The 22,947-nt window shown below is 64.1% G+C and carries 24 protein-coding genes; 8 read left to right on the forward strand and 16 right to left on the reverse strand.

Going from position 1 to position 22,947, the window contains the following annotated elements; genetic code table 11:
• Window positions 1-3: 3 nt before the first annotated feature.
• The 3 genes from ACOZK4_RS25310 to rplS form a co-directional block, all read right to left on the reverse strand.
• Window positions 4-813: an amino acid ABC transporter permease gene (locus tag ACOZK4_RS25310; RefSeq protein WP_421594435.1), complete on the reverse strand. Its 810-nt coding sequence runs from the start codon at window positions 811-813 to the stop codon at window positions 4-6.
• Between the two features lie 9 nt (window positions 814-822).
• The gene (locus ACOZK4_RS25315) at window positions 823-1,620 is read right to left on the reverse strand and encodes a basic amino acid ABC transporter substrate-binding protein (protein ID WP_421594436.1); all 798 of its coding nucleotides are present in this window, start codon (window positions 1,618-1,620) and stop codon (window positions 823-825) included.
• A 151-nt stretch (window positions 1,621-1,771) separates the two neighbouring features.
• On the reverse strand, window positions 1,772-2,308 hold the full coding sequence (gene rplS, locus ACOZK4_RS25320; RefSeq protein WP_314089983.1) for a 50S ribosomal protein L19: 537 nt from the start codon (window positions 2,306-2,308) through the stop codon (window positions 1,772-1,774).
• A gap of 326 nt (window positions 2,309-2,634) precedes the next feature.
• On the opposite strand from rplS, the gene ACOZK4_RS25325 reads away from it, so the two are divergent.
• Entirely contained in the window at window positions 2,635-3,381 is a 747-nt protein-coding gene (locus ACOZK4_RS25325) for a sulfite exporter TauE/SafE family protein (RefSeq protein ID WP_421594437.1), read from the forward strand.
• Here the strand turns inward: ACOZK4_RS25325 and trmD are convergent.
• From trmD to ffh, 5 genes are all read right to left on the reverse strand, one after another.
• Window positions 3,363-4,055: a tRNA (guanosine(37)-N1)-methyltransferase TrmD gene (trmD, locus tag ACOZK4_RS25330; protein WP_421594438.1), complete on the reverse strand. Its 693-nt coding sequence runs from the start codon at window positions 4,053-4,055 to the stop codon at window positions 3,363-3,365. The genes ACOZK4_RS25325 and trmD overlap by 19 nt on opposite strands.
• Before the next feature lies 1 nt (window position 4,056).
• Window positions 4,057-4,632, reverse strand: a complete 576-nt coding sequence (gene rimM, locus ACOZK4_RS25335; protein WP_313532003.1) for a ribosome maturation factor RimM — start codon at window positions 4,630-4,632, stop codon at window positions 4,057-4,059.
• Between the two features lie 158 nt (window positions 4,633-4,790).
• Window positions 4,791-5,156: a 30S ribosomal protein S16 gene (rpsP, locus tag ACOZK4_RS25340; RefSeq protein ID WP_313532004.1), complete on the reverse strand. Its 366-nt coding sequence runs from the start codon at window positions 5,154-5,156 to the stop codon at window positions 4,791-4,793.
• Window positions 5,157-5,194: 38 nt separating this feature from the next.
• Complete coding sequence (locus tag ACOZK4_RS25345) at window positions 5,195-5,521, reverse strand: chorismate mutase (RefSeq protein ID WP_313532006.1); 327 nt, start codon at window positions 5,519-5,521, stop codon at window positions 5,195-5,197.
• Window positions 5,522-5,532: 11 nt separating this feature from the next.
• Window positions 5,533-7,077 (reverse strand): signal recognition particle protein, encoded by a 1,545-nt coding sequence (ffh, locus tag ACOZK4_RS25350; RefSeq protein ID WP_421594439.1) that lies wholly within the window; start codon window positions 7,075-7,077, stop codon window positions 5,533-5,535.
• A gap of 369 nt (window positions 7,078-7,446) precedes the next feature.
• Between ffh and dapF the strand changes: the two genes are divergently transcribed.
• The 4 genes from dapF to ACOZK4_RS25370 are packed head-to-tail and all read left to right on the forward strand — an operon-like array spanning window position 7,447 to window position 11,770.
• Window positions 7,447-8,349 (forward strand): diaminopimelate epimerase, encoded by a 903-nt coding sequence (gene dapF / locus ACOZK4_RS25355; RefSeq protein ID WP_421594440.1) that lies wholly within the window; start codon window positions 7,447-7,449, stop codon window positions 8,347-8,349.
• Window positions 8,346-9,620, forward strand: coding sequence for a tRNA (N(6)-L-threonylcarbamoyladenosine(37)-C(2))-methylthiotransferase MtaB (gene mtaB / locus ACOZK4_RS25360; protein WP_421594441.1), 1,275 nt, complete (start codon window positions 8,346-8,348; stop codon window positions 9,618-9,620). The genes dapF and mtaB overlap by 4 nt, the downstream gene beginning before the upstream one ends.
• 15 nt (window positions 9,621-9,635) lie before the next feature.
• Window positions 9,636-11,123, forward strand: a complete 1,488-nt coding sequence (ftsY, locus tag ACOZK4_RS25365) for a signal recognition particle-docking protein FtsY (protein WP_421594442.1) — start codon at window positions 9,636-9,638, stop codon at window positions 11,121-11,123.
• Window positions 11,120-11,770 (forward strand): septation protein A, encoded by a 651-nt coding sequence (locus tag ACOZK4_RS25370; RefSeq protein ID WP_421594443.1) that lies wholly within the window; start codon window positions 11,120-11,122, stop codon window positions 11,768-11,770. Before ftsY ends, ACOZK4_RS25370 begins: the two co-directional genes overlap by 4 nt.
• 60 nt (window positions 11,771-11,830) lie before the next feature.
• Here the strand turns inward: ACOZK4_RS25370 and ACOZK4_RS25375 are convergent, their stop codons facing one another.
• Together ACOZK4_RS25375 and ACOZK4_RS25380 are read right to left on the reverse strand one after the other, a co-directional pair.
• On the reverse strand, window positions 11,831-12,661 hold the full coding sequence (locus ACOZK4_RS25375; RefSeq protein ID WP_421594444.1) for an aldo/keto reductase: 831 nt from the start codon (window positions 12,659-12,661) through the stop codon (window positions 11,831-11,833).
• 105 nt (window positions 12,662-12,766) lie between these two features.
• Window positions 12,767-13,312 (reverse strand): L,D-transpeptidase family protein, encoded by a 546-nt coding sequence (locus ACOZK4_RS25380; protein WP_421594445.1) that lies wholly within the window; start codon window positions 13,310-13,312, stop codon window positions 12,767-12,769.
• A gap of 132 nt (window positions 13,313-13,444) precedes the next feature.
• Between ACOZK4_RS25380 and ACOZK4_RS25385 the strand changes: the two genes are divergently transcribed.
• Entirely contained in the window at window positions 13,445-14,128 is a 684-nt protein-coding gene (locus ACOZK4_RS25385; RefSeq protein ID WP_421594446.1) for a response regulator transcription factor, read from the forward strand.
• Window positions 14,129-14,143: 15 nt separating this feature from the next.
• Complete coding sequence (locus ACOZK4_RS25390) at window positions 14,144-14,599, forward strand: cyclic nucleotide-binding domain-containing protein (protein WP_421594447.1); 456 nt, start codon at window positions 14,144-14,146, stop codon at window positions 14,597-14,599.
• Window position 14,600: 1 nt separating this feature from the next.
• Here the strand turns inward: ACOZK4_RS25390 and ACOZK4_RS25395 are convergent, their stop codons facing one another.
• The 6 genes from ACOZK4_RS25395 to tesB form a co-directional block, all read right to left on the reverse strand.
• Window positions 14,601-15,407, reverse strand: a complete 807-nt coding sequence (locus ACOZK4_RS25395) for an exodeoxyribonuclease III (protein WP_421594448.1) — start codon at window positions 15,405-15,407, stop codon at window positions 14,601-14,603.
• An 88-nt stretch (window positions 15,408-15,495) separates the two neighbouring features.
• Window positions 15,496-16,161 (reverse strand): outer membrane lipoprotein carrier protein LolA, encoded by a 666-nt coding sequence (locus ACOZK4_RS25400; protein ID WP_421594449.1) that lies wholly within the window; start codon window positions 16,159-16,161, stop codon window positions 15,496-15,498.
• Between the two features lie 111 nt (window positions 16,162-16,272).
• On the reverse strand, window positions 16,273-18,945 hold the full coding sequence (locus ACOZK4_RS25405; protein ID WP_421594450.1) for a DNA translocase FtsK 4TM domain-containing protein: 2,673 nt from the start codon (window positions 18,943-18,945) through the stop codon (window positions 16,273-16,275).
• 235 nt (window positions 18,946-19,180) lie between these two features.
• A complete protein-coding gene (locus ACOZK4_RS25410; protein ID WP_421594451.1) occupies window positions 19,181-20,542 on the reverse strand; it encodes an ammonium transporter in 1,362 nt (453 codons plus the stop codon).
• A 30-nt stretch (window positions 20,543-20,572) separates the two neighbouring features.
• Window positions 20,573-20,923, reverse strand: coding sequence for a P-II family nitrogen regulator (locus ACOZK4_RS25415; RefSeq protein WP_409530444.1), 351 nt, complete (start codon window positions 20,921-20,923; stop codon window positions 20,573-20,575).
• A gap of 210 nt (window positions 20,924-21,133) precedes the next feature.
• The gene (tesB, locus tag ACOZK4_RS25420; protein ID WP_421594452.1) at window positions 21,134-22,018 is read right to left on the reverse strand and encodes an acyl-CoA thioesterase II; all 885 of its coding nucleotides are present in this window, start codon (window positions 22,016-22,018) and stop codon (window positions 21,134-21,136) included.
• Between the two features lie 125 nt (window positions 22,019-22,143).
• On the opposite strand from tesB, the gene ACOZK4_RS25425 reads away from it, so the two are divergent.
• A partial coding sequence (locus ACOZK4_RS25425) for an FAD-dependent monooxygenase (protein ID WP_421594455.1) occupies window positions 22,144-22,947 on the forward strand: 804 nt, incomplete at its 3' end.

The raw sequence follows: 22,947 nt of genomic DNA on the forward strand, positions 1-22,947 counted from the left end.
CGCTCAGGTGGCCCGGCGCATGCGCCTTTCGAAGCCGCGAAGCGCCAGCGACAGGCCGATGGTGAGGATCAGATAGACATAGGCGACGATGGAATAGGTCTCGAAGAACCGGAAGGACCCGGAGGCGTAGACCTTGCCCATCTGCGTGATATCGGCGACGCCCAGCACGGAGACGAGGGACGAATCCTTCACCATCGCGACGAAGTCGTTGCCGAGCGGCGGCAGGATGACGCGCACCGCCTGCGGAAAGACGACGAGCCGGAAGCGCTGGAAGCGCGACAAGCCGAGCGCCTTGGCCGCCTCCACCTGCCCCTTGTCCACGGACTGGATGCCCGCGCGAAAAACCTCGGCGATGAAGGCGGAGTAGCCGATCATCAGCGCGATGATCGCCCGCCACATCAGGGAGAGATCGCGCACCAGCATGGGCTCGGCATAACCGGCCGAAACCAGCGGGCTGATCACAAAATTGATCACCGCCACCAGCGCCGGCGCACCGACGAAGGCGATGTAGAACAAGAGCACCAGGATCGGCACGCCACGGATGACCTCCGTATAGAAGCGGGCGATCTGGCGCAGCGCCTTGTGCTCCGAAAGCGCCATCAGGGCGACGCCGAGGCCGAGCAGGGTGGCGAGCAGAAAGGCAACGAGGGTCACGAAAACAGTGACCCACAGCCCCTTCAGCACGACGCCGAAAACCTGCATATAGAGATCATTGGCGACGATAACGCCAGCAATCCCCAGAGCAATCACGGCCAAGGCGACCAGCCACCAGGGATAGTCGCCCTTGCCGGCGTTAGACGAAACGGGAGCCATGACCGGTCGTCACTGACCCATCTTGTAGTCGAGGAACCACTTCTTGTTCAGCGCATCGAGCGTGCCGTCCGCCTTGAGGGCTGCGATCGCCGCATTGATGGGCGCGACAAGATCAGAGCCCTTCGGGAAGATGAAGCCGAAGTCTTCCGTGCCGAGCGGGCCGCCGACGACCTTCAGCTTGCCGCCGGAGGCATCGACATAGCCCTTGGCCGCGACACTGTCGGTCAGCACGAGATCGACGTCGCCGGCCTGCAAAGCCTGCACGGTCGCGCCGAACGTCTCGAACAGCTTTATGCGCGGGTTCTGCTCGTTGCCGTCAAGGATTTCATAGACGGCAGTGTAGAAGGGCGAGGTGCCCGGCTGGGCGGCGATCAGGCCATCCTTGAAGGCGCCGAAGGTCTTGGCATCGGTGAAGCGGCTTTCATCGGCGCGCACCAGCATGAACTGCTGCGAGCGCATATAGGGATCGGAGAAGTCGACCTTCTCCTTGCGGTCATCCTTGATGGTGATGCCGGTCATGCCGATATTGTACTGGTTGTCGGAGACGGCCTGGATCATCGCGTCCCACGAGGTGTTCTGGTACTCGACCTTGAAGTTCAGCCGCTTGGCGATCTCGTTCATCGCATCATATTCCCAGCCGATCTGGTTGCCGGTCTTGGGATCGACGAACTGCAGCGGCGGATAGGCGTTTTCCGTGACGACGACGACGGACTTGCCGCCGAGGTCGGGAAGGTCCGAGGCAAGCGTTACAGCGGGCATGAGGGCAGCGGCGACGAGGCCTGCAAGGACGGTGCGGCGGGAAAACATCAAAATATGCTCCTGAATTGTGGCGGCGGAACACTGTCACAGGTTCAGGCGGTGAAGCAAGCACGACACTTGCGCGCAAAGGCTTTTCCGTAAAACAAAAAGCCGCCGGCCAAGGCCGACGGCTTCGAAATATTGGAATGCGGCTGCCGGATTATTCGGCGGCGGCTTCAGCAGCCTTTGCGGCTTCAGCGGCAGCGGCCTTTTCGGCGGCTTCAGCTGCGGCCTTTTCAGCGGCGAGCGCCTGTGCGGCTGCGACCTTCTCGGCTTCCAGACGTGCCTTTTCCTCGGCAATCGCGGCGCGCTCGGCGTCGTTCAGCTTCCGGGCGCGCGTGCCGGTGTTCTCGATGATACGAGCCGACTTGCCGCGACGATCGCGCAGGTAGTAGAGCTTGGCGCGGCGGACCTTACCGCGGCGGACGACTTCGACGCCTTCGACGAGCGGCGAGTAAACCGGGAATACGCGCTCGACGCCTTCGCCGTAGGAGATCTTGCGGACGGTGAAGCTCTCGTTGATGCCGCCGCCGGAACGGGCGATGCAGACGCCTTCATAGGCCTGGACGCGGGTACGCGTGCCTTCCGTGACGCGCACGTTGACGCGGACGGTATCACCCGGGGAGAATTCCGGGAGCTGGCGCTTGGCTTCGATCTTCGCGGCCTGTTCGGCTTCGAGCTGCTGGATGATGTTCATCGGTTCAAACCTTCGGTTTTTCTGAAACAGCCAGAGCGCTCGACGGTCACCTTATGAGGTCATGCCTCGTGAGGGTAGTCCGTTGCCGGACGGAGCGGGTTCGCCATTCTTTGATTGCAGGTCGGCAGGACCGGGGCCGGTTCAATGGTCCCAATCCTAAATCCGTGCGGGCCAATACACCAGGTAGAGCCGTTTGTCATCCCCTAGGGACAAAAGAATCCGCCTGGGAATGGCGGTTTTTCCGGCCTTGCCGGCCTCACGGCACCACGATATCACGCTTTGCAGGAGGAGACAGCGGCCGATGGTCGTTGTCCGCGAGGAGTGCCATGACCATTGCCGATGCCATTTTGCTGTTTGCCGCGGGCTATCTCTCCGGCGTGGTCAACGCCATTGCCGGCGGCGGTACCTTCCTCACCTTCGGCGCCATGACGCTGACCGGCCTGCCGCCGATCGTCGCCAACGCCACCTCCTCCATCACCCAGTTCCCCGGCTACGTCACATCCTCCCTCGCCTATGCGAAGGAAATCAAGGCCGACTGGAAGGAGGCGGCCCTCCTCGGCGCGCTGTCGCTTATCGGCGGCCTTGCCGGTGCACTGCTGCTGCTTTCGCTCGACAATCCGTCCTTCCGCGCACTGGTACCGTGGCTGCTGCTCACCGCGACCGTCATCTTCGCAGCCGGCCCCTATCTCAAGCCGAAGACGCTGCATGCGGAAACGCCGGTCTCGCCGCTCGGCTTGGCCGGTCAGTTCGTCACTTCGATCTATGGCGGCTTCTTCGGTGCGGGCATGGGCATCATGATGCTGGCCGTGCTCGGCCTCACCAAGGGCGGCGATTATCACCGGCTCAATGCGCTGAAGAATTTCCTGGCCGTCGTCATCGCGGGCGTCGCCATCGTCGTCTTCGCCAGCGGCAAGGTCGTTGGCTGGCCGCAGGCTGCCGTCATGGTGCCGGCCGGCGCGCTCGGCGGCTGGTCCGGTGTCTGGGCGGCGCGGCGCGTGCCGCAACCGGTCATCCGCGGCCTGGTGGTCGCAGTCGGCATCGCGCTGACGATCTATTATTTCGTGACGGGCTGAGACAGCAAATCCGGTCGGCGCTCACGCGTCAGTTTTTCCGCCTCTTCGCGCCGCCACCGGTCAATGGCCGCGTGATTTCCCGAGGTCAGCACGCCGGGGATCTCGCGGCCTTCCCAGACCGGCGGACGCGTGTAGTGCGGATGCTCCAGCAGCCCGCCCTCGAAACTCTCGTGCTCGCCCGAGAGAGTATTGCCCATCACACCGGGCAGGATGCGCACGATGGCATCGATGAGGATCATCGCCGCCGGCTCTCCGCCGGAGAGGATGTAGTCGCCGATCGACACTTCTTCGAGTGCACGCCCGTCGATAACCCGCTGATCAACGCCCTCGAAACGGCCGCAGACCACGATGACGCCGTCCCCGGCCGCCAGTTCGCGCACGCGTTGCTGCGTCAGCGGCTTGCCGCGCGGGCTCATCAGCAGGCGCGGACGGTTGTCGCCTTCCGAGGCATGATCGATGGCCTTGGCCAGCACATCCGGCTTCAGCACCATGCCCGCGCCCCCACCGGCCGGCGTATCGTCGACGGTGCGATGGCGGTCCGTGGTGAAGTCGCGGATCTGCACGCAATCCAGTGCCCAGTCACCGCGCGAAAGCGCTTTTCCGGAGAGCGACTGGCCAAGCAGGCCGGGAAACATCTCCGGATAGAGGGTCAATATAGTGGCGCGGAAAGCCACGTTATTCCCCGTCGTCTTCCGGCGGGCGGCGGCGCCGGCTGCCGGGACCGGTCTGCTCTTCTTCCTCGAGGCCGGCGGCGATCGCGTCGATCACCAGACGCCCACCCTCGACATCGATTTCCAGCACGGCGGCTTCGGAAAAAGGAATGAGCACCGGCCGCTTGCCGGGGCCTTTCAGCTCCAGCAGATCGCCGGCACCGAAATCGAAGATACCGGTCACCGTGCCGTGGCTGCGGCCCTGCGTGTCGACCGCTTCCAGCCCTTCGAGATCGGCATAGAAGAACTCGTCCTCATCCAGCTCGTCATCCGGCAGGTTGTCGCGTTCGATATAGAGGTCGGTGCCGTTCAGCGCCTCGGCGGCATTGCGGTCGTTGACGCCGCGGAAGCGTATCACGACGACGTTCTTCGCCTCGCGCACTTCCAGCACCTCGAAGGACCGGCCGTCGGCTGTGTGCAGATGGCCGTAATCGCCGATCGCCGTGGGGTCGATCGTGAAGGATTTCACACGGACTTCGCCGCGCAGGCCCTGGGCCGCGCCGATCGTGCCCATAAGGATGGGATTTTCGAGTTTCGCCATGGTTTCGTTCCGAGCGTTCGTGTGAAGCCTCATACGACGTCTCAGCCGAGGCTCCTAGAGCAATTCCAGCAAAAGTGCGTGAGCGGCGGTGGCGCAGACGCAAATGAAAACGGGCGGCATGAAACACGCCGCCCGCTTCAAAAGGATGATGCGAAGAATTATTCGCCGGCGGCGGCAGCAGCGGCGTCTTCTTCCTTCTGCTTCTTCTCGGCAGCGCGCTCGAGCGCCTTCTTGCCCGGCTTTGCCTTTTCCGGGTTGGTGCGGGCGTCGCGCTTCACAACGCCGGCTTCGTCGAGGAAGCGGGCAACGCGGTCGGTCGGCTGGGCGCCCTTGGCGAGCCATTCCTTGGCGCGGTCGGCGTCGATCTGAACGCGGTTTGCGTCGTCCTTGCCGAGCATCGGGTTCCAGGCGCCGAGCTTCTCGAGGAAGCGGCCGTCACGCGGCGAGCGGGCGTCGGCAACGACGATCTGGTAGTACGGACGCTTCTTGGAGCCACCGCGGGCGAGACGAATTTTCAGGGACATGTCATTACTCCTTGGATGTGGTGAACCCGCGTCTTGGTTTACGCGGGGGTGTTCTGGTTTGCGCCGCTGTGTTCAGCGGCAATGGCTTCATGGTGCCGGATCACCTCGCGGATGATGAAGTTCAAAAACTTCTCCGCGAAATCCGGATCCAGATTGGCATCCTTCGCCAGGCGGCGAAGGCGCTCGATCTGGTATTCCTCGCGCGCCGGATCGGCCGGCGGCAGTTCATGCGTCGCCTTCAGCACGCCCACCGCCTGGGTGCAGCGGAAGCGTTCGGCGAGCATATGCACAAGGGCAGCGTCGATATTGTCGATCGACTGCCGGTATTGGCCCAGTTGTTCCCTAATCTTCGGATCGATCGTCATGGCTCAACCCCTCACTTCTTCTTCGGCAGGCCGGGAAGACCCGGAAGGCCACCGCCGAGACCGGGCAGGCGCAGACCGCCGCCACCACCGAGACCCGGCAGGCTGCCCGGCTTGATGCCGGCGGCTTCCGCCTGCTTGGCGAGCGCTTCGAGCTGCTTGGGGTCCATGCTGGAAAGGTCCGGCATGCCGCCCATGCCGCCGCCGAGGCCCATCTTGCTGGCAAGACCGCCCATCATCTGCTTCATCATGCCGCCCTTCTTGCCGCCCATCATCTTCATCATGTCCGCCATCTGGCGGTGCATCTTCAGAAGCTTGTTGATGTCGGCCGCATCCGTGCCGGAACCGGCGGCGATGCGCTTCTTGCGGGAATGCTTGAGCAGGTCGGGGTTGGCACGCTCGGCCTTGGTCATCGAGTTGATGATCGCGATCTGGCGGCCGAATAGCTTGTCGTCGAGGCCGGCAGCGGAGATCTTGTCCTTCATGCCGGCCATGCCGGGCATCATTCCCATGATGCCGCCCATGCCGCCCATCTTCTGCATCTGGCGCAGCTGGTCGGCGAGGTCGTTCAGGTCGAACTTACCCTTGGCCATCTTGGCGGCCATGGCAGCCGCCTTCTCGGCGTCGATATTCTCCGCCGCCTTCTCGACGAGCGAGACGATGTCGCCCATGCCGAGGATGCGGTCGGCGACGCGGCGGGGATGGAATTCCTCCAGCTCGCCCATCTTTTCGCCGACGCCGATCAGCTTGATCGGCTTGCCGGTGACGGCGCGCATGGAAAGGGCGGCACCGCCGCGACCGTCGCCGTCCATGCGGGTGAGTACCAGGCCGGTGATGCCGACGCGGTCGTCGAAATTGCGGGCGAGGTTGACGGCGTCCTGACCGGTCAGCGCGTCGGCGACGAGCAGGATTTCATGCGGATTGGACTTCCGCTTGATCTCCGCCATCTCGATCATCAGCGGCTCGTCGATATGGGTGCGGCCGGCGGTGTCGAGGATGACGACGTCATGGCCGCCGAGCTTTGCGGCCTGCACGGCACGCGCGGCGATATCGGTCGGCGACTGGCCGGCGATAACAGGCAGCGTGTCGATGCCGGTCTGCACGCCGAGCTGGCGCAGCTGCTCCTGCGCGGCCGGACGGCGCGTGTCGAGCGAGGCCATCAGGACCTTCTTCTTCTCGCGCGTCTTCAGTCGATTGGCGATCTTGCCCGACGTGGTCGTCTTGCCCGAGCCCTGCAAACCGACCATCATGATGACGACGGGAGCGGCGGCATTGAGATCGACCGAAACGCCCTCGGAACCGAGCATCGAGACCAGCTCGTCATGCACCAGCTTGACGACCATCTGGCCGGGCTTGATCGACTTCAGGATCTCAGCGCCGACGGCCTTCTCACGCACCGCATCGGTGAAGGAACGCACCACTTCCAGCGCCACGTCCGCTTCCAGAAGCGCACGGCGGACCTCGCGCAGCGCCGCCGAGACATCGGCCTCGGAAAGCGCGCCACGGCCTGTCAGTCCATTCAGAATGGAGCCAAGGCGGTCCTGGAGTGTTTCAAACATCACGTCTTCCTTCTTGTTTCCGTTCGTGGCGGAAACGTCGGTGTCATCAGCGGCAAAAACAAGACGCAAAGCCAAAAAGCACCCGAGGGCGCATCGCGCTGTCGGGTGTTGACCTCCGGGATCTGTTTATACCGCAATGGGTCCCGGTCGGCGGCTTCAAGCATTCTTACTCGTCGCAGATGCGCGGCTTAAACAGCAACGGGGCCGGAAAGTCAAGGATTGGAGTCTTGCTGGAGGCGACGCGCCAAGGATTCGAAGACTCCAAGGGTTGCATCTGGTATTTTCAACCCGCTTGCGCCATATACGCGCGAGAAACTGAAGACTCCAGATGCAAGGATCAGCATTCGAATCCTTGCGGGAATATCCGACATGGCAGCAGACGTGCAATTCGCCCGCATGAACGGGCTGGGAAACATGATCCTGGTCGTGGATATGCGTGGCCGCCCGGATACCGTGACGCCGGCCGCGGCGATTGCGCTCAATGCCGACCCCGCCACGCGCTTCGACCAGATCATGGCGATCCATGACCCTCGCGTGGACGGCACCGATGCCTTCATCGATATCCTCAATTGCGACGGCACGAAGGCGCAGGCCTGCGGTAACGGCACACGCTGCGTCGTGCAGGCGCTGGCGAGCGAAACCGGCCGCAAGGTCTTCACCTTCCAGACTGTCGCCGGCATCCTGAACGCCGTCGAGCACGAGGACGGTACGATCTCCGTCGACATGGGCAGGCCGGTCTTCGAATGGAACCGCATTCCGCTCGCCGAGGAATTCTACGATACCAGCCGCATCGAATTGCAGATCGGGCCGATCGACGATCCGATCCTGCATTCGCCCGCCGTCATGTCGATGGGCAATCCGCATGCCATCTTCTGGGTCGACCGCGACCCGATGAGCTTCGACCTCGACCGTTTCGGCCCCCTGCTCGAAAACCACCCGATGTTTCCGGAAAAGGCCAATATCACGCTGGCGCAGGTAACGTCGCCGACGTCGATGACGACGCGCACCTGGGAGCGCGGCGCGGGCCTGACGCTCGCCTGCGGCTCGGCCGCCTGCTCGGCCGGTGTCTCCGGCGCCCGCACCGGCCGCACCGGCCGCAAGGTCGAGATCACTGTCGCCAGCAGCCCGAACCGCGGCAAGCTGACCATCGATTGGCGCGAGGACGACCATGTCGTCATGACCGGCCCTGCCGCATGGGAGTGGTCGGGCACGCTCGACCCCGTCACCGGCGCGTTCCGCCGCGATGATGAAGCCGGGGCGGCCGCCCTTTGAGCGGCGTCGAGGTCATAACCTTCGGCTGTCGGCTCAACACCTACGAATCGGAAGTGATGCGCGCCGAAGCCGAGAAGGCGGGGCTGAACAATGCCGTGCTGGTGAACACCTGCGCCGTGACGGGGGAAGCCGTGCGCCAGGCCCGGCAGGCGATTCGCCGCGCGCGCCGCGACAATCCCCATGCCCGCATCATCGTCACCGGCTGCGCCGCACAGACGGAAAGCGCCACCTTCGCCGCCATGCCGGAAGTGGACGCCGTGCTCGGCAACGAGGAGAAGCTGAAGAGCGCCTCCTACCGGGCGCTGCCGGATTTCGGCGTCTCCGCGGAAGAGAAACTGCGCGTCAACGACATCATGAGCGTGCGCGAGACCGCGCCGCAGATGGTGAAGCTGATCGACGGCCATGTGCGCGCCTTCGTGCAGGTCCAGAACGGCTGCGACCACCGCTGCACCTTCTGCATCATTCCCTATGGCCGCGGCAATTCCCGCTCCGTGCCGATGGGCGCGGTGGTCGAGCAGGCGCGCAAACTGGTCGAGAGTGGCTACTGCGAGATCGTGCTGACCGGCGTGGACGCGACGAGCTACGGCGCCGACCTGCCAGGTAGGCCGAGCCTCGGCCTGCTTGCCAAGACGTTGCTCAAGCAGGTGCCGGACATCCGCCGCCTGCGCCTCTCTTCCATCGACAGCATCGAGGCGGACGACCATCTCTGGGACCTGATCGCCGACGAACCGCGTTTCATGCCGCACCTGCATCTTTCCCTACAGCATGGCGACGACATGATCCTCAAGCGCATGAAACGCCGCCACTCGGCTGACGATGCCCGCGCCTTCTGCGGCCGCGTGCGCGATCTGCGCCCCGATGCCAGTTTTGGCGCCGACATGATCGCGGGTTTCCCGACGGAGACGGAGGACATGTTCGCCAATGCCGGCAAGCTGGCGGAAGATTGCGGCATCGCGCATCTGCACGTCTTTCCCTACAGCCCGCGCCCCGGCACGCCGGCCGCCCGCATGCCGCAACTCGACCGGGCACTCGTCAAGGACCGTGCGAGCCGGCTGCGCGACACCGGAAAACGGCTGCATGAAGCCCATCTCGTTTCCATGATCGGGAAACGGGAAACGATCCTCGTCGAGAACAACGGCCTCGCCCACACCGAAAATTTCACGCTCGTCGATGCCGCAGGGCTAAAACCCCGCGACCTTGTGCGGGTCACCATCACCGGCCACAATGGCAGGCACCTGACGATGCGGCCCGAAAACCGCCTTCTCGCATAACCAGCGGATACACTTATGGCCCTCGGCTTCATCAAGAAGATTTTTACGTTCGGAAAAGACACCGCCCCCGAGCAGAAGCCGGAGGCCGAGGCCGCCGTCGTAGCGCCACAGGTGGAACAGGCCGCTCCCGCGCAGCCCATCGATGATGCCACCGCGACCGAGGAGCGGGACGCGCTGCTTGAGGAAGCCGAAGCGGCCAATCCAGAAGCGGCGAGCCACGTTCCCGACGAGCCGGAGCCGGATATCTATCCGTTGCCGCACACCCCCGCGCTGCCGGTCGCCGAAGACCCGGTTACGCCCACTGAGATGGAAACGGCCGGCGGACCGGCCGATGATATCAGCGAAAATGAAGAGAACGTCGCCGAGGAAGACCCGGTTGCGGCGGTAGAGGCGACTGTCGAGGAAGCGCCAGAGACGGTCATCGAAATTGAAGACGCCGCCGCTCCGGTGGAAGAGGCGACGCCGGCCGAAATCGAAGACCCCGTTCTCGAAGAGGTTGCCCGCCTCGAGCCGAAGGCCCTGCCCAAGGGTTTTGCCAGCGCCGAGGACAAGCCGAACGAGGTGGTGGCCACCCCGCAGCCCAAGCGCACCTGGTTCCAGCGCCTGCGCGAAGGCCTGTCGCGCACCTCCTCCCAGCTCACCGGCCAGATCACCAGCCTCTTCACCAAGCGCAAGCTGGACGACGATACGTTGCAGGACCTCGAGGACCTGCTGATCCAGGCGGACCTCGGCGTCGAAACCGCGCTGCGCATCACCGACACACTCGCCTCCGAGCGCTACGGCAAGGACGTCACCGGCACCGACGTCTCGCGCATCATGGCAAGCGAGATCACCAAGGTTCTGTCGCCCGTCGCCAAGCCCCTTGCGCTCGACCTCAATCACAAGCCGCATGTCATCCTCGTCGTCGGCGTCAACGGCACCGGCAAGACCACGACCATCGGCAAGCTCGCCGCCAAGCTCTCGGGCGCCGGCTTGAAGGTGATGATGGCCGCGGGTGATACGTTCCGCGCGGCCGCCATCGAGCAGCTGAAGATCTGGGCGGAGCGCACCGGCTCCGAGATCGTCTCGTCGAAACTCGGCGCCGATGCCGCAGGCCTCGCCTATGAAGCCTATGAGCGGGCGAAGGAGAAGAAAAGCGACGTCCTGATCATCGACACGGCCGGCCGCCTGCAGAACAAGACGGAACTGATGGCGGAACTGGAAAAGATCGTGCGCGTGCTCGGCAAGCTCGACCCCGATGCGCCGCACACCGTGCTCCAGACGCTTGATGCCACCACCGGCCAGAACGCCCTGAACCAGGTCGAGATTTTCCGCAATGTCGCGGGCGTTACGGGCCTGATCATGACAAAATTGGACGGTACGGCCCGCGGCGGCATCCTTGTGGCCATTGCCGCCAAACACAAGCTGCCGGTCTATTTCATCGGTGTCGGCGAAGGGATCGACGATCTCGAACCCTTCGAGGCCAAGGATTTCGCGGAAGCGATCGCAGGAGTTGGAGCATGAGCAAGGTTTCGCTGGAAACGCCGGCTAAAACCGAGGAGAAGGTCAGCCCGCTCCTCAAGATGGTGCTGGAACTCGGGCCCCTCGTCGTGTTCTTTTTCGCCAATTCGCGCGGCGAATGGTTGGCGGCGCAGTTCCCGGTTCTCGCGGAATTGGGCGGCCCGATTTTCATCGCGACCGGCCTCTTCATGGCCGCGACGGCCATCGCGCTCATCGTCTCCTGGATGCTCACCCGCACGCTGCCGATCATGCCGCTGATCTCGGGCATCGTCGTCTTCGTCTTCGGCGCGCTGACACTCTGGCTACAGAACGACACCTTCATCAAGATGAAGCCGACCATCGTCAATTCGCTGTTCGGCGCCATCCTGCTCGGCGGCCTGTTCTTCGGCAAATCGCTGCTCGGCTACGTCTTCCACGCCGCCTTCAAGCTCGATGACGATGGCTGGCGCAAGCTGACGCTGCGCTGGGGCCTGTTCTTCCTGGTGCTTGCCGTGATGAACGAAGTGGTCTGGCGCAACTTCTCGACAGATTTCTGGGTCGCCTTCAAGGTCTGGGGCACCATGCCCATCACCATCCTGTTCACGCTCGCCCAGATGCCGCTCATCATGCGCCATTCGATCGAAACGCCGGAAGACGGCAAGACGTCGTAAAGCAGCATTCTTGCCGCCGCGCCAGCCTTCGGCCGGCGCGGCGATCTCTTGCGAATCCGATCAGAACGCCGCCGTCATCGGGTCCGGGCCGATGCGCTTGCCGTCCTTTTCAAGCGTGGCGAAGGTCGCCATGTCCTCGGCATCCAGCTTGAAATCGAAGACCTTGAAATTCTCCTCGATACGCGACGGCGTCACCGATTTCGGGATCACGACGAGGCCGTTGTCGATATGCCAGCGGGTGATGACCTGTGCTGGCGTGCGGCCGTGCTTGGCGGCGACCTTGGCGACCACAGGGTTCTCCAGAAGCTGACCCTGACCGAGCGGGCTCCAGGACTGCGTGACGATCCGGTGCTTGTCGTGATAGGCACGGGCTTCCTTTTGCGGGAAATCCGGATGCAGCTCGATCTGGTTGATGACGGGCGTAATACCGGTCTCGTCGATCAGCCGCTGCAGGTGCTCGGGATAGAAATTGGAGACGCCGATGGAGCGGGCGCGACCGTCCTTCTGCAACTGGATGAAGGCCTTCCAGGTGTCGACGAACTGTTCGCGCTTCGGCGCCGGCCAGTGGATGAGGTAGAGATCGACATAGTCGGTGCCGAGGCGCTTGAGGCTCGCATCGAAGGCCTTCAGGGTCGAATCGTAACCTTGATCGGAATTCCACAGTTTCGTGGTGAGGAAGATTTCCGGGCGCGCGACGCCGGAGGCGCGGATGCCCTCGCCGACGCCCTCTTCGTTCTCGTAGATCGCGGCGGTATCGATATGGCGATAGCCAGCGCCAAGTGCCGCCTTCACCGCCGTCACGGCCGTATCGTTCGGGGTCTGCCACACGCCGAGACCGACCTGGGGAATGCTGTTGCCGTCGTGAAAGAGAATTGTCGGCTGATCGCTCATGAGAATGTCTCCATGAAAAGGGATGAACCCGGACGGGTTTTGGGAAGGCGAGGCTGCATATAGGTCGCGCCGGCCGCCATTTCAGCAGCGCGCCGGCAGAAAACGTCAGAGCACCCGCACGACGGTGCCGCGGCGCATATGCGGCAGGATGCGCAGCATGTCCGGCCGGGAAACCGCAACACAGCCGGCCGTCGGCTCGTAGCCGGGGCGGATGAGATGGAAGAAGATCGCCGAGCCGGCATTGCGGCGGCGGCACGTCACGTTCCAGTCGAGCACGAGGCAGAGATCGTAGAGTTCGTCCTTGCGCTGCATCTCCTCATGGCTCGGCTTGAAGGGCGCACGCACGAGCCTGTTGTAGCTGGGGTGACCGGACGCATCGCACCAGAGCATCGACGGATGGGTGCGCTTGAGCGGTAGCGCCGTCTTCGGCTGGCCGAGCCGGTCGCCGCGCAGAAAGCCGGAGAGCACTTTCATGGAAGCGATCGGAGTTGCGCCATCGCCCTCGCGCTTGCGGCTGGTCCGCCCCGAACGGCCGATGGCGGCAGGGACGCGCAGCGGCCCAACCTGCACGATGGCGCGGGTCTTCCTGCCCGGTGCCGGCCGCACCAGAATGGTCTTCACGGATTGTTTAGGAGATGTGATCCGCCGCATTCGTCCCTGCCATATTCGCGCCATGCCACAATTCGACTGGCTAGACCGACCATAGGCCGCGCCGACGCGCCCTTCCATTTGAATTTTGGCCCTAACTCCCTTACTTTCCTGGGAAATGCCGAGAGGAAACGCATGACATCCCGCACGATCCTTCTTGTCGACGACGACAACGACCTTCGCGAGACGCTCGTCGAGCAGCTTTCGCTCTATGAGGAATTCACGACGCTGGAGGAAATGACCGCCGGCAAGGGCATCCAGACGGCGCGCGCCAACCAGATCGACCTGCTCATCATGGATGTCGGCCTGCCAGACATGGACGGCCGCGAGGCGGTGAAGCTCCTGCGCAAGGGCGGCTTCAAGGCGCCGATCATCATGCTGACCGGCCACGACACCGATTCGGACACGATCCTCGGGCTGGAAGCCGGTGCCAACGACTATGTGACGAAGCCTTTCCGCTTCGCCGTGCTGCTTGCCCGCATCCGCGCGCAGCTGCGCCAGCACGAGAGCAGCGAGGACGCCACCTTCACCGTCGGCCCCTACACGTTCAAGCCCGGCCAAAAGCTGCTGACGCTGGAAAACGGCCAGAAGATCCGCCTCACGGAAAAGGAAGCGGCGATCATCCGCTATCTCTACCGCGCCGACCAGAAGGTGGTGACGCGCGACGTGTTGCTGGAGGAAGTCTGGGGTTACAATTCCGGCGTGACGACCCACACGCTGGAAACCCATGTCTATCGCCTGCGCCAGAAGATCGAGCGCGACCCTTCCAATGCCGAGATTCTCGTGACAGAGAACGGCGGCTACAAGATCGTACCGTAATCAGGACCCCCCGCCGTGGCTCTCAGCGACGACATCGCCCTTCTTGCCCGCGTGCCGCTTTTCACGGGCCTCGCCGACGACAAGCTGCGGCTGATGGCCTTCGGTGCCGAACGGCGGCGGCTGGTCGAGGGGCAGACATTGTTTCGCGAGGGCACGTCCGCCGATTGCGGCTTCGTCGTCGCGCACGGCTCGTTCCAACTCACCTCGACACTGCGCGACGGGTCAACGCGTGAGGAAGGCGTGGCGGACTACGGCACGCTGCTTTCGGAGCTTGCGATGATCTCGGCCGTCGAGCGAAAATATACCGCCGTGGCGCTGCAAGACAGCGAGGTCATCCGCATCAACCGTCCGCTCTTCCGCCGCATGCTGGAAGAATATCCCGATGTCGCCGTGCTCGTGGATGCCCGCATCCGCGAAAACCTCACGGCGATGATCACGCAGATGCGAGGCCTCGCCCGCCGCTTCGCGTGATTTAAAAGTCGAATTCCGCAATAACAGGCACGTGGTCCGACGGCCGTTCCCAGCCGCGCGCTTCGCGGATCACGGAAATGTTCGTGAGATGCGGATCGAGATCGGCGGAGGACCAGATATGGTCGAGGCGGCGGCCCTTGTTGGCGGCCTGCCAGTCAGCGGAACGATAGCTCCACCACGTATAAAGCTTTTCCTCCGCCGGCACCTTGCGGCGCATCAGGTCCACCCAGGCCCCCTTGGTCATGACCTCGGTAAGGCCCTCGGTCTCTATCGGCGTGTGGCTGACGATCTTCAGGAGCTGCTTGTGCGACCAGACGTCGTGCTCCAGCGGCGCGATGTTGAGGTCGCCGACGAGGATGGAGGAAATCCCGGCCTCGGCTTCGGCATGCAACAGCTTCATCTCCTCGATGAAATCGAGCTTGTGGCCGAATTTCGTATTGATCGTGCGGTCCGGCTCGTCGCCGCCCGCCGGCACATAGAAATTGTGCACGCGGATCGACTTGCCGCAGTGATGCAGGAGCACCGAGACGTGGCGCGCATCGCCGACGCCGCAATAGTCGCGCCGCTCGACGATCTCGGTCAGCGGCAGGCGGGAGATGGTGGCGACGCCGTGATAGCCTTTCTGGCCATGCATGACGATATGCTCGTAACCGAGCGCCTTCAGCGGCTTGGAGGGAAACTGGTCGTTCGGGCACTTCGTTTCCTGCAGGCACAGGATGTCAGGCGAGAAGGTTTTGAGGAAATGCTCGACGAGCGGCATGCGCAGCCGCACGGAGTTGATGTTCCAGGTCGCGATCGAAAGTGCCATGCCAGCCCTGCCTCAAAAATATCCGGCCCGTCGAGCGGGCCGGTTTCAGGGCGTCTTAGAGCATTTTCAGCCGAAACGGAAACGCCGATTACTTGGCGCCGCGCTGGCGGACTTCGTCGTAGGGGATTGTGAAAACCTTGTCGTCGAGCGGAATGCCGGTCTTCACGTTGAAGATCATCACCGAGGTATCCTTGCCCTGCGCATCGGTGATCGTCCACTGGCGCAGATCATAGGTCTTCGGGTCGAACATCATGGTGATGGTCGAATCGCCGAACATGTTGCGGTCGCCGAGCACGATCGTCGTGAGGTCCGCCTCTTCCTTGACGGAGCGCACCATCTTGGCCGAAAGGTCGATCTTGTTGCCGAGCAGCAGGTTCAGCGGCGTCTTGGAGAGCGGGTAGAGATCCCAGGTCTTGAGCTTGCGGTTGCCGATGACCACGGAGCGGCCGTCGGCGATCACGCGCATCGGCGAGGGGTCCTCGTAGTTGAAGCGGATCTTGCCCGGGCGGTCGATGAAGAACTTGCCGCCGGTCTGCTCGCCGCGCGGGCCGAACTGCACGAATTCGCCGGCCATGGTCTTCACCGAGGCGAAGTGATCGGCGATCTTCTGCGCGGCGGCACTGGCCTGCGCGGAAGCCTCGACGGGCGACAGCAGCGAAAGGCCCGCGGCGAATGCCAGGGCCATGAGGCCGGTGAAGCCGCGACGGGTCAGCATTCCCGCGTTTTCGGATCGGTTCATCTTGGTCTCCTTCATGCGTTTTTCATGCGGGCCAAACGCGGCGCCATAATGGCGCATATAGGATGGCATTGGGCCCTGACGCGAGACTTGCCGGTCGAAACGTCGCAGAAGGCACTCCGTTCCCGGTCATCGTCCCGAAATTTCGTCTTCCGTCGGCACGAGGATCTCGCGCTTTCCGGCGTGGTTGGCGGGGCCGATCAGCCCCTCTTTCTCCATGCGCTCGATCAGCGAGGCGGCGCGGTTGTAGCCGATGCCGAGGCGGCGCTGGATATAGGACGTCGAGGCCTTGCCGTCGCGCAGCACCACGGCGACCGCCTGGTCGTAGGGATCGTCGGAATCGTCGAGGTTCGCCGTGCCGGCCGGACCGCCGCCACCCTCGCCGTCCTCGTCGTCGTCCTCGGTGATGGCATCGAGATATTGCGGCGCGCCCTGCGCCTTGAGATGCGCGACCACGGCCTCCACCTCGCCGTCCGAGACGAACGGGCCGTGCACGCGCTGGATGCGCCCGCCGCCGGCCATGTAGAGCATGTCGCCCATGCCGAGCAGCTGTTCGGCACCCTGCTCGCCGAGAATGGTGCGGCTGTCGATCTTCGACGTGACCTGGAAGGAGATGCGGGTCGGGAAGTTCGCCTTGATCGTGCCGGTGATGACATCGACCGAGGGGCGCTGCGTCGCCATGATGACGTGGATGCCGGCGGCACGCGCCATCTGCGCCAGGCGCTGCACCGCGCCTTCGATATCCTTGCCGGCGACCATCATCAGGTCGGCCATTTCGTCGATGATCACGACGATATAGGGGATCGGCTGCAGGTCGAACTCTTCCGTCTCGTACATCGCCTCGCCGGTCTGGCGGTCGAAACCGGTCTGTACGGTGCGGGCGATCGTCTCGCCCTTGGCCAGCGCCTGCTCGACGCGGCTGTTGAAGCCGTCGATGTTGCGCACGCCGATCTTCGACATCTTCTTGTAGCGCTCCTCCATCTCGCGCACGGTCCATTTCAGGGCGACGACCGCCTTCTTCGGATCTGTGACGACGGGAGAGAGTAGATGCGGAATACCGTCATAGACGGAGAGTTCCAGCATCTTGGGGTCGATCATGATCAGACGGCACTGCTCCGGCTTCAGGCGGTAGAGCAGCGACAGGATCATGGTGTTGATGGCAACCGACTTGCCCGAGCCGGTGGTACCGGCAACCAGCAGATGCGGCATCTTGGCGATGTCGGAAATAACAGGCTCGCCGCCGATCGTCTTGCCGAGCGCCATGGCAAGGCGGGCCTTAGAGGTCTCGAAATCGCGGGATGCGATGAGTTCACGCAGATAGACGGTCTCGCGGCTCTGGTTGGGCAGTTCGATGCCGATGGCGTTGCGGCCGGGCACGACGGCGACGCGGGCGGCGATCGCGCTCATCGAGCGGGCAATATCGTCGGCAAGGCCGATGACGCGCGACGACTTGATGCCGGGCGCTGGCTCCAGCTCATAGAGCGTCACGACCGGGCCGGGACGCACATGGATGATCTCGCCCTTGACGCCGAAATCCTCCAGCACGCCTTCCAGCATGCGGGCATTCTGTTCCAGCGCATCGGCCGAGAGCGTCGCGTCGCGCACCTGGCCGCGCGGCTCGGCAAGCAGATGGATCGGCGGCAGCTGGAAGCCGTCGGCGCCGACGAAGGACGTCTGGGCTTCGCGCTCGATGCGCTGGCCGGGCTTCGGCCGCGATGCGGCGGGCACGACGCGGGCATTGGCAGCGGGTGCCGCCTGGCGGGCCGGCGCGCGGCGCGGCGCCCAGTCGGCGGCGATATCGTCGGAATCCTCGTCCGGCAGGATGCCGCTCGGATGGGCCAGACGTTCGTCGGCGTCGAAGGGCAGATCGTCGTCCTCGTCTTCAAGCGCGATCGACGGGGCATCGACGGCGCGGCGGCCGTCCATCGAGGGTTCGACGCGTTCGGACGCACGTGGCGCGGCGCGGGCGCGCACCGGCTCGTTCAGCGTGCCGAATTCGTCCTCGTTGAAATCATAGGGCTGCTCGATGCCGCGCGCCTTGCGGCGCTGGCCGGAGAGCCCGAAAAGACGGCGCACCCGCGCCTGGCCCGTGTACCAGGCGTGCGTCATGGCGCCGGCAAACACGGTGAGCGGGCCTTCCCGCTCCTCGTCGTCCTCTTCCTCGGCAACCGTGCGGGCGCGGCTCTGGACCGGAACAGGTGCAAAGTCTTCCTCGTCGTCGATCGTCACCGTGCCGATGAGGCCGGCGCTGAATACCATCAGCCAAGCGGCCGGAACCGCAATGATGCCACCGAGGATACTGGCCAGCATGCCCGTCGGATAGGCGCCGGTGAAAAGGGCGGGGAAACGCAGGATCATGTCGCCGAAGACGCCGCCAAGGCCCGTCGGCAACGGCCATGTGACCGGGCCGGGCACGCAGGCAAGCGCTGCCGAAGCGAGGATCGCGCCGCCGAGCCAGGCGGCCGCGCGCTGAGGAATGCGGTTGAAGCGGCGGCCGCTGATCAGCCCGATCGCCCAGGCGACGACGGGCAGCAGAGCGATCACGCTGGCAAGGCCGAAGAACTGCATGAAGATATCGGCGAAGACGGCGCCGGGATAGCCGAGCAGGTTCACGGGCGTGCCGCTCGACGCATAGGACAGGCTGGGGTCGGAGACGTTCCACGTGGAGAGTGCGGCGATCGCCAGAGCGAGGCCGAGGAAAATGGCCAGCCCGAAAAGGACCTGCACCTGCCGCCAGACGAATGCCGACAGAACGAAACGGTCGTGACGGTTGTCCAGCCCTGCCGAAATGCTTCTGCTCATGGTTACAGCCTGTGCCCACGCAATGAAATACGCACCCTTTCCGCGCGATTCGCGGATGTGCCTGACTGCAAACCCTACGAAGGAAGTTTTAATGGCGCGTTAACCATGCCTTCCCCGATCATGGTTTCCCCAGCGTAAACGAAAAGGGCCCGGACCAGGGTCCGAGCCAAGGGCGGTCTGGTTTCCCAGGCCGCGACGGGTGCATGGCGGCGGCCCGCAAGCCGCCGCGATCTTTTTAGGAGTGGTAGGCCGCTTCGCCGTGCGACGAGAGGTCGAGACCTTCGCGTTCGGCTTCGACCGAGACGCGCAGGCCGACGACCAGGTCGACGACCTTGTAGAGGATGGCCGAGACGACGCCGCACCAGACGATGGTGATGACGACGGCGGTGAGCTGCGTCGTGAACTGCGAGGCGATCGAGAAGTCCGCCGCACCCGTGCCGCCGAGCGACGGGGCGGTGAAGATGCCCGTGCCGAGCGCGCCGACGAGGCCGCCCACACCATGGACGCCGAAGACGTCGGCCGTGTCGTCGTAGCCGAACTTGTTCTTCACGACGGCGACGAAGAAGTAGCAGATCGGCGAGGCGATGAGGCCGAGCACGATGGCACCGAACGGGCCGACGGAGCCGGCGGCCGGGGTGACGACAACGAGACCGGCGATCATGCCCGAGGCCGCACCGAGCAGCGAGGCCTTGCCGCGGGTGAAGGCTTCGACCACCGACCAGGCCAGGATGGCGGCAGCGGTGGCGACGAAGGTGTTGACGGTGGCGAGAACCGCGCCGCCCGAGGCTTCGAGGTTGGAGCCGGCGTTGAAGCCGAACCAGCCGAACCACAGCATGGCGGCACCGACGAGGGTGAGCGTCATGGAGTGGGGGGCCATCATGTCCTTGCCGAAGCCGGTGCGCTTGCCGACCATGATCGCGCCGATGAGGCCTGCAACGCCGGCATTGATGTGAACGACGGTACCGCCGGCGAAATCAAGCGCGCCCATGTTGAAGATCAGGCCGTTGCCGTCCCAGACCATGTGGGCGATCGGGAAATAGACGAAGGTGGCCCAGAGCACGGTGAAGAGGATGACGGCCGAGAACTTGATGCGCTCGGCGAAGGCGCCGATGATCAGCGCCGGCGTCAGCGCCGCGAAGGTCATCTGGAACAGCATGAAGATGTATTCCGGAATGACGACGCCGTCGGAGAAGGTCGCCGCCGTGCTGTCGACGGTGACGCCCGACAGGAACATCTTGGCGAAGCCACCGAAATAGGGGCTCGTCGAGCCGCCGAAGGCGAAAGAATAGCCGTAGGTGACCCAGACGATCATCATGACAGCGCCGATGACGGTGCACTGCATGAGAACGGACAGCATGTTCTTGGCGCGCACCAGGCCGCCGTAGAACAAAGCGAGGCCCGGGATCAGCATGAAGAAGACGAGCAGCGTCGACAGGAACATGAAGGCGGTATCCGCCTTGTCCGGAACGGGCGCTGCAGCAGCGGCTTCGGTCGCGGCGGGTGCGGTTTCCTGCGCGAAGGCGACCACGGGCGCAAACACGGCCGTCGTGGCGGCAGCCACGCGGGAAAGGGTGTGAGAAAGCTTGAATGACGACATTGTAACTGGGCTCCCTGAAAGGCCGTTTGCTTAGAGCGCTTCGGTATCGGTTTCGCCGGTGCGGATGCGCACGGCATGGTCGATGGCGTAAACGAAGATCTTGCCGTCGCCGATCTGGCCGGTCTTGGCGGCACCGGCGATCGCTTCGACGGCTCTGTCGGCAAGGTCGCCCGGCACGGCGATCTCGATCTTCAGTTTCGGCAGGAAGCTGACGGCATATTCGGTGCCGCGGTAGATTTCCGTGTGGCCCTTCTGGCGCCCGTAACCCTTCACTTCGGTCACGGTCAGGCCCTGGATGCCCACGGCGGTGAGGGCTTCGCGCACCTCATCGAGTTTGAACGGCTTGATAATGGCCATTACGATTTTCATCTGGTTTCCCATCCTTCGTGCTTGTCCCCCAGCCGGGGCCATGTCTCTGGCCGTTTGCAGATGCAACGACTGAGACCTACACATTCAAGGGGCGTGCCAGATTCGAACGCCTCAGCTAAAACGCTGATTTTCAACCAATAAAAATAGCTCTTATGCTGCGGCGCAAAAAATCGTCACCGCAGATGATCAAAAAATGGGCGATATTAGTATTATGAATGAAATTTAGTCAGTTGCCTTTTTCCGAATCAGCCCCTCCTGGGCGACGGAGGCAAGCAGGGTGCCGGAACGGCTGAAAATTGCGCCACGCGTCATGCCGCGCCCGCCGAAGGCCGAGGGACTGTCCTGGCTGTAGAGCAGCCAGTCATCGAGAACCGGCGGGCGATGGAACCACATGGCATGGTCGAGGCTCGCCACCTGCAGCCTGCGATCCAGCACGGAGGTACCGTGCGCGAAGAGCGAGGTATCGAGCAGCGTCATGTCGGAGAGATAGGCGAGCACCGCCGCCTGCAAGTGACGCTCGGCCGGCACCGGTCCGGTCGTGCGCACCCAGATATTCTGGTTCGGCTCCAGCTTCTCGGCGGAAAAATAGTGGTCGAGCGCGATGGGGCGCAGCTCGATCGGCCGGGGACGCTCCCAATAGGCGCGGATATGCGCGGGCGCCTGCGTCAGGAACCGCTCCTTCAGGTCCGCCTCCCCGAGCAGCGTTTCCGGCATCGGCACATCCGGCATTGGCGCCTGATGCTCGAAACCGTCCTCGTCGTCCTGGAAGGAGGCGGTCATGAAATAGATCGGCTTGCCGTGCTGGATGGCGGTGACGCGGCGCGTGGCGAAGGAGCCGCCGTCACGGATGTTTTCGACGTCGTAGATGATCGGCACGGCGGGATCGCCCGGCCGAACGAAATAGGCGTGCAGGGAGTGCACGAAGCGCCCTTCCTCCACCGTGCGCGTGGCCGCCACCAGCGCCTGGCCGATCACCTGCCCGCCGAACACCCGCTGCCAGCCGACCTGCGGGCTCTTGCCGCGAAAGAGCCGCGCCTCGAGCTGCTCGAGATCGAGCGTTTCGATGAGGAGGTCCATGGCGGGGTTCTGGGCAGGATGGCGCGACATTTGGACGTGGCTCCGATAGGTGGCCTGAGGTAGGAAAGCGGTCCTTCCTCCTCTATATAGGGGGAAACAAGACCTCAAGCGGCCAGGAGTCACCCATGACCGACGCGACCAAGCCCGACGCTCCCATGCTCGACGTTCTTGTCGCCGGCGGCGGCTATGTCGGCCTGTCGCTGGCCGTCTCGATCAAGAAGGCCGCGCCGCACCTTGCCGTCGAGGTGGTCGATGGCGCGCCGGAGCATGTCTGGCAAAAGGACGAGCGCGCCTCGGCCATCGTCGCGGCCGCGCGCAACCTGCTCGACGTACTCGGCGTGTGGAACGAGATCGCCCCCGAGGCCGAACCGATCCGCCGCATGGTGATCACCGATTCGCGCACCGCCGATCCCGTGCGCCCGGTCTTCCTGACCTTCGAGGGCGCCGGCTCCGGCGATGACGGCCAGCCCTTCGCCCATATGGTGCCGAACCGCGCCATGACCGGCAGCCTGCTGCGCCAGGGCGAAATTCTGGGCATCCCCGTGCACTGGTCGACATCGGCCGAGGGGTTTGCCACCGGCCAGCATGCCACCGACGTCACCCTCTCCGACGGCTCCACGCGAAAAACCCGCCTGCTCGTCGCCTGCGACGGCGTGCGCTCGAAATTGCGCGATATGGCCGGCATCAAGACCGTGCGCTTCGACTACGGACAATCCGGCATCGTCACCACCGTCGCGCACGAGCGCCCGCATGACGGCACCGCGGAAGAACACTTCCTGCCCGCCGGCCCCTTCGCCACGCTGCCGCTCACCGGCAACCGTTCCTCGCTCGTCTGGACCGAACGCACGGAGGACGCCCGTCGCCTCGTCGAGAGCGACGACCTCGTCTTCGAAGAAGAGCTGGAGCGCCGCTTCGGCCACAAGCTGGGCGCACTGAAAGTCGTCGGCGGCCGCCGCGCC

Source organism: Shinella sp. M27, from assembly GCF_049199905.1.
In the GTDB taxonomy this organism is placed as follows: domain Bacteria; phylum Pseudomonadota; class Alphaproteobacteria; order Rhizobiales; family Rhizobiaceae; genus Shinella.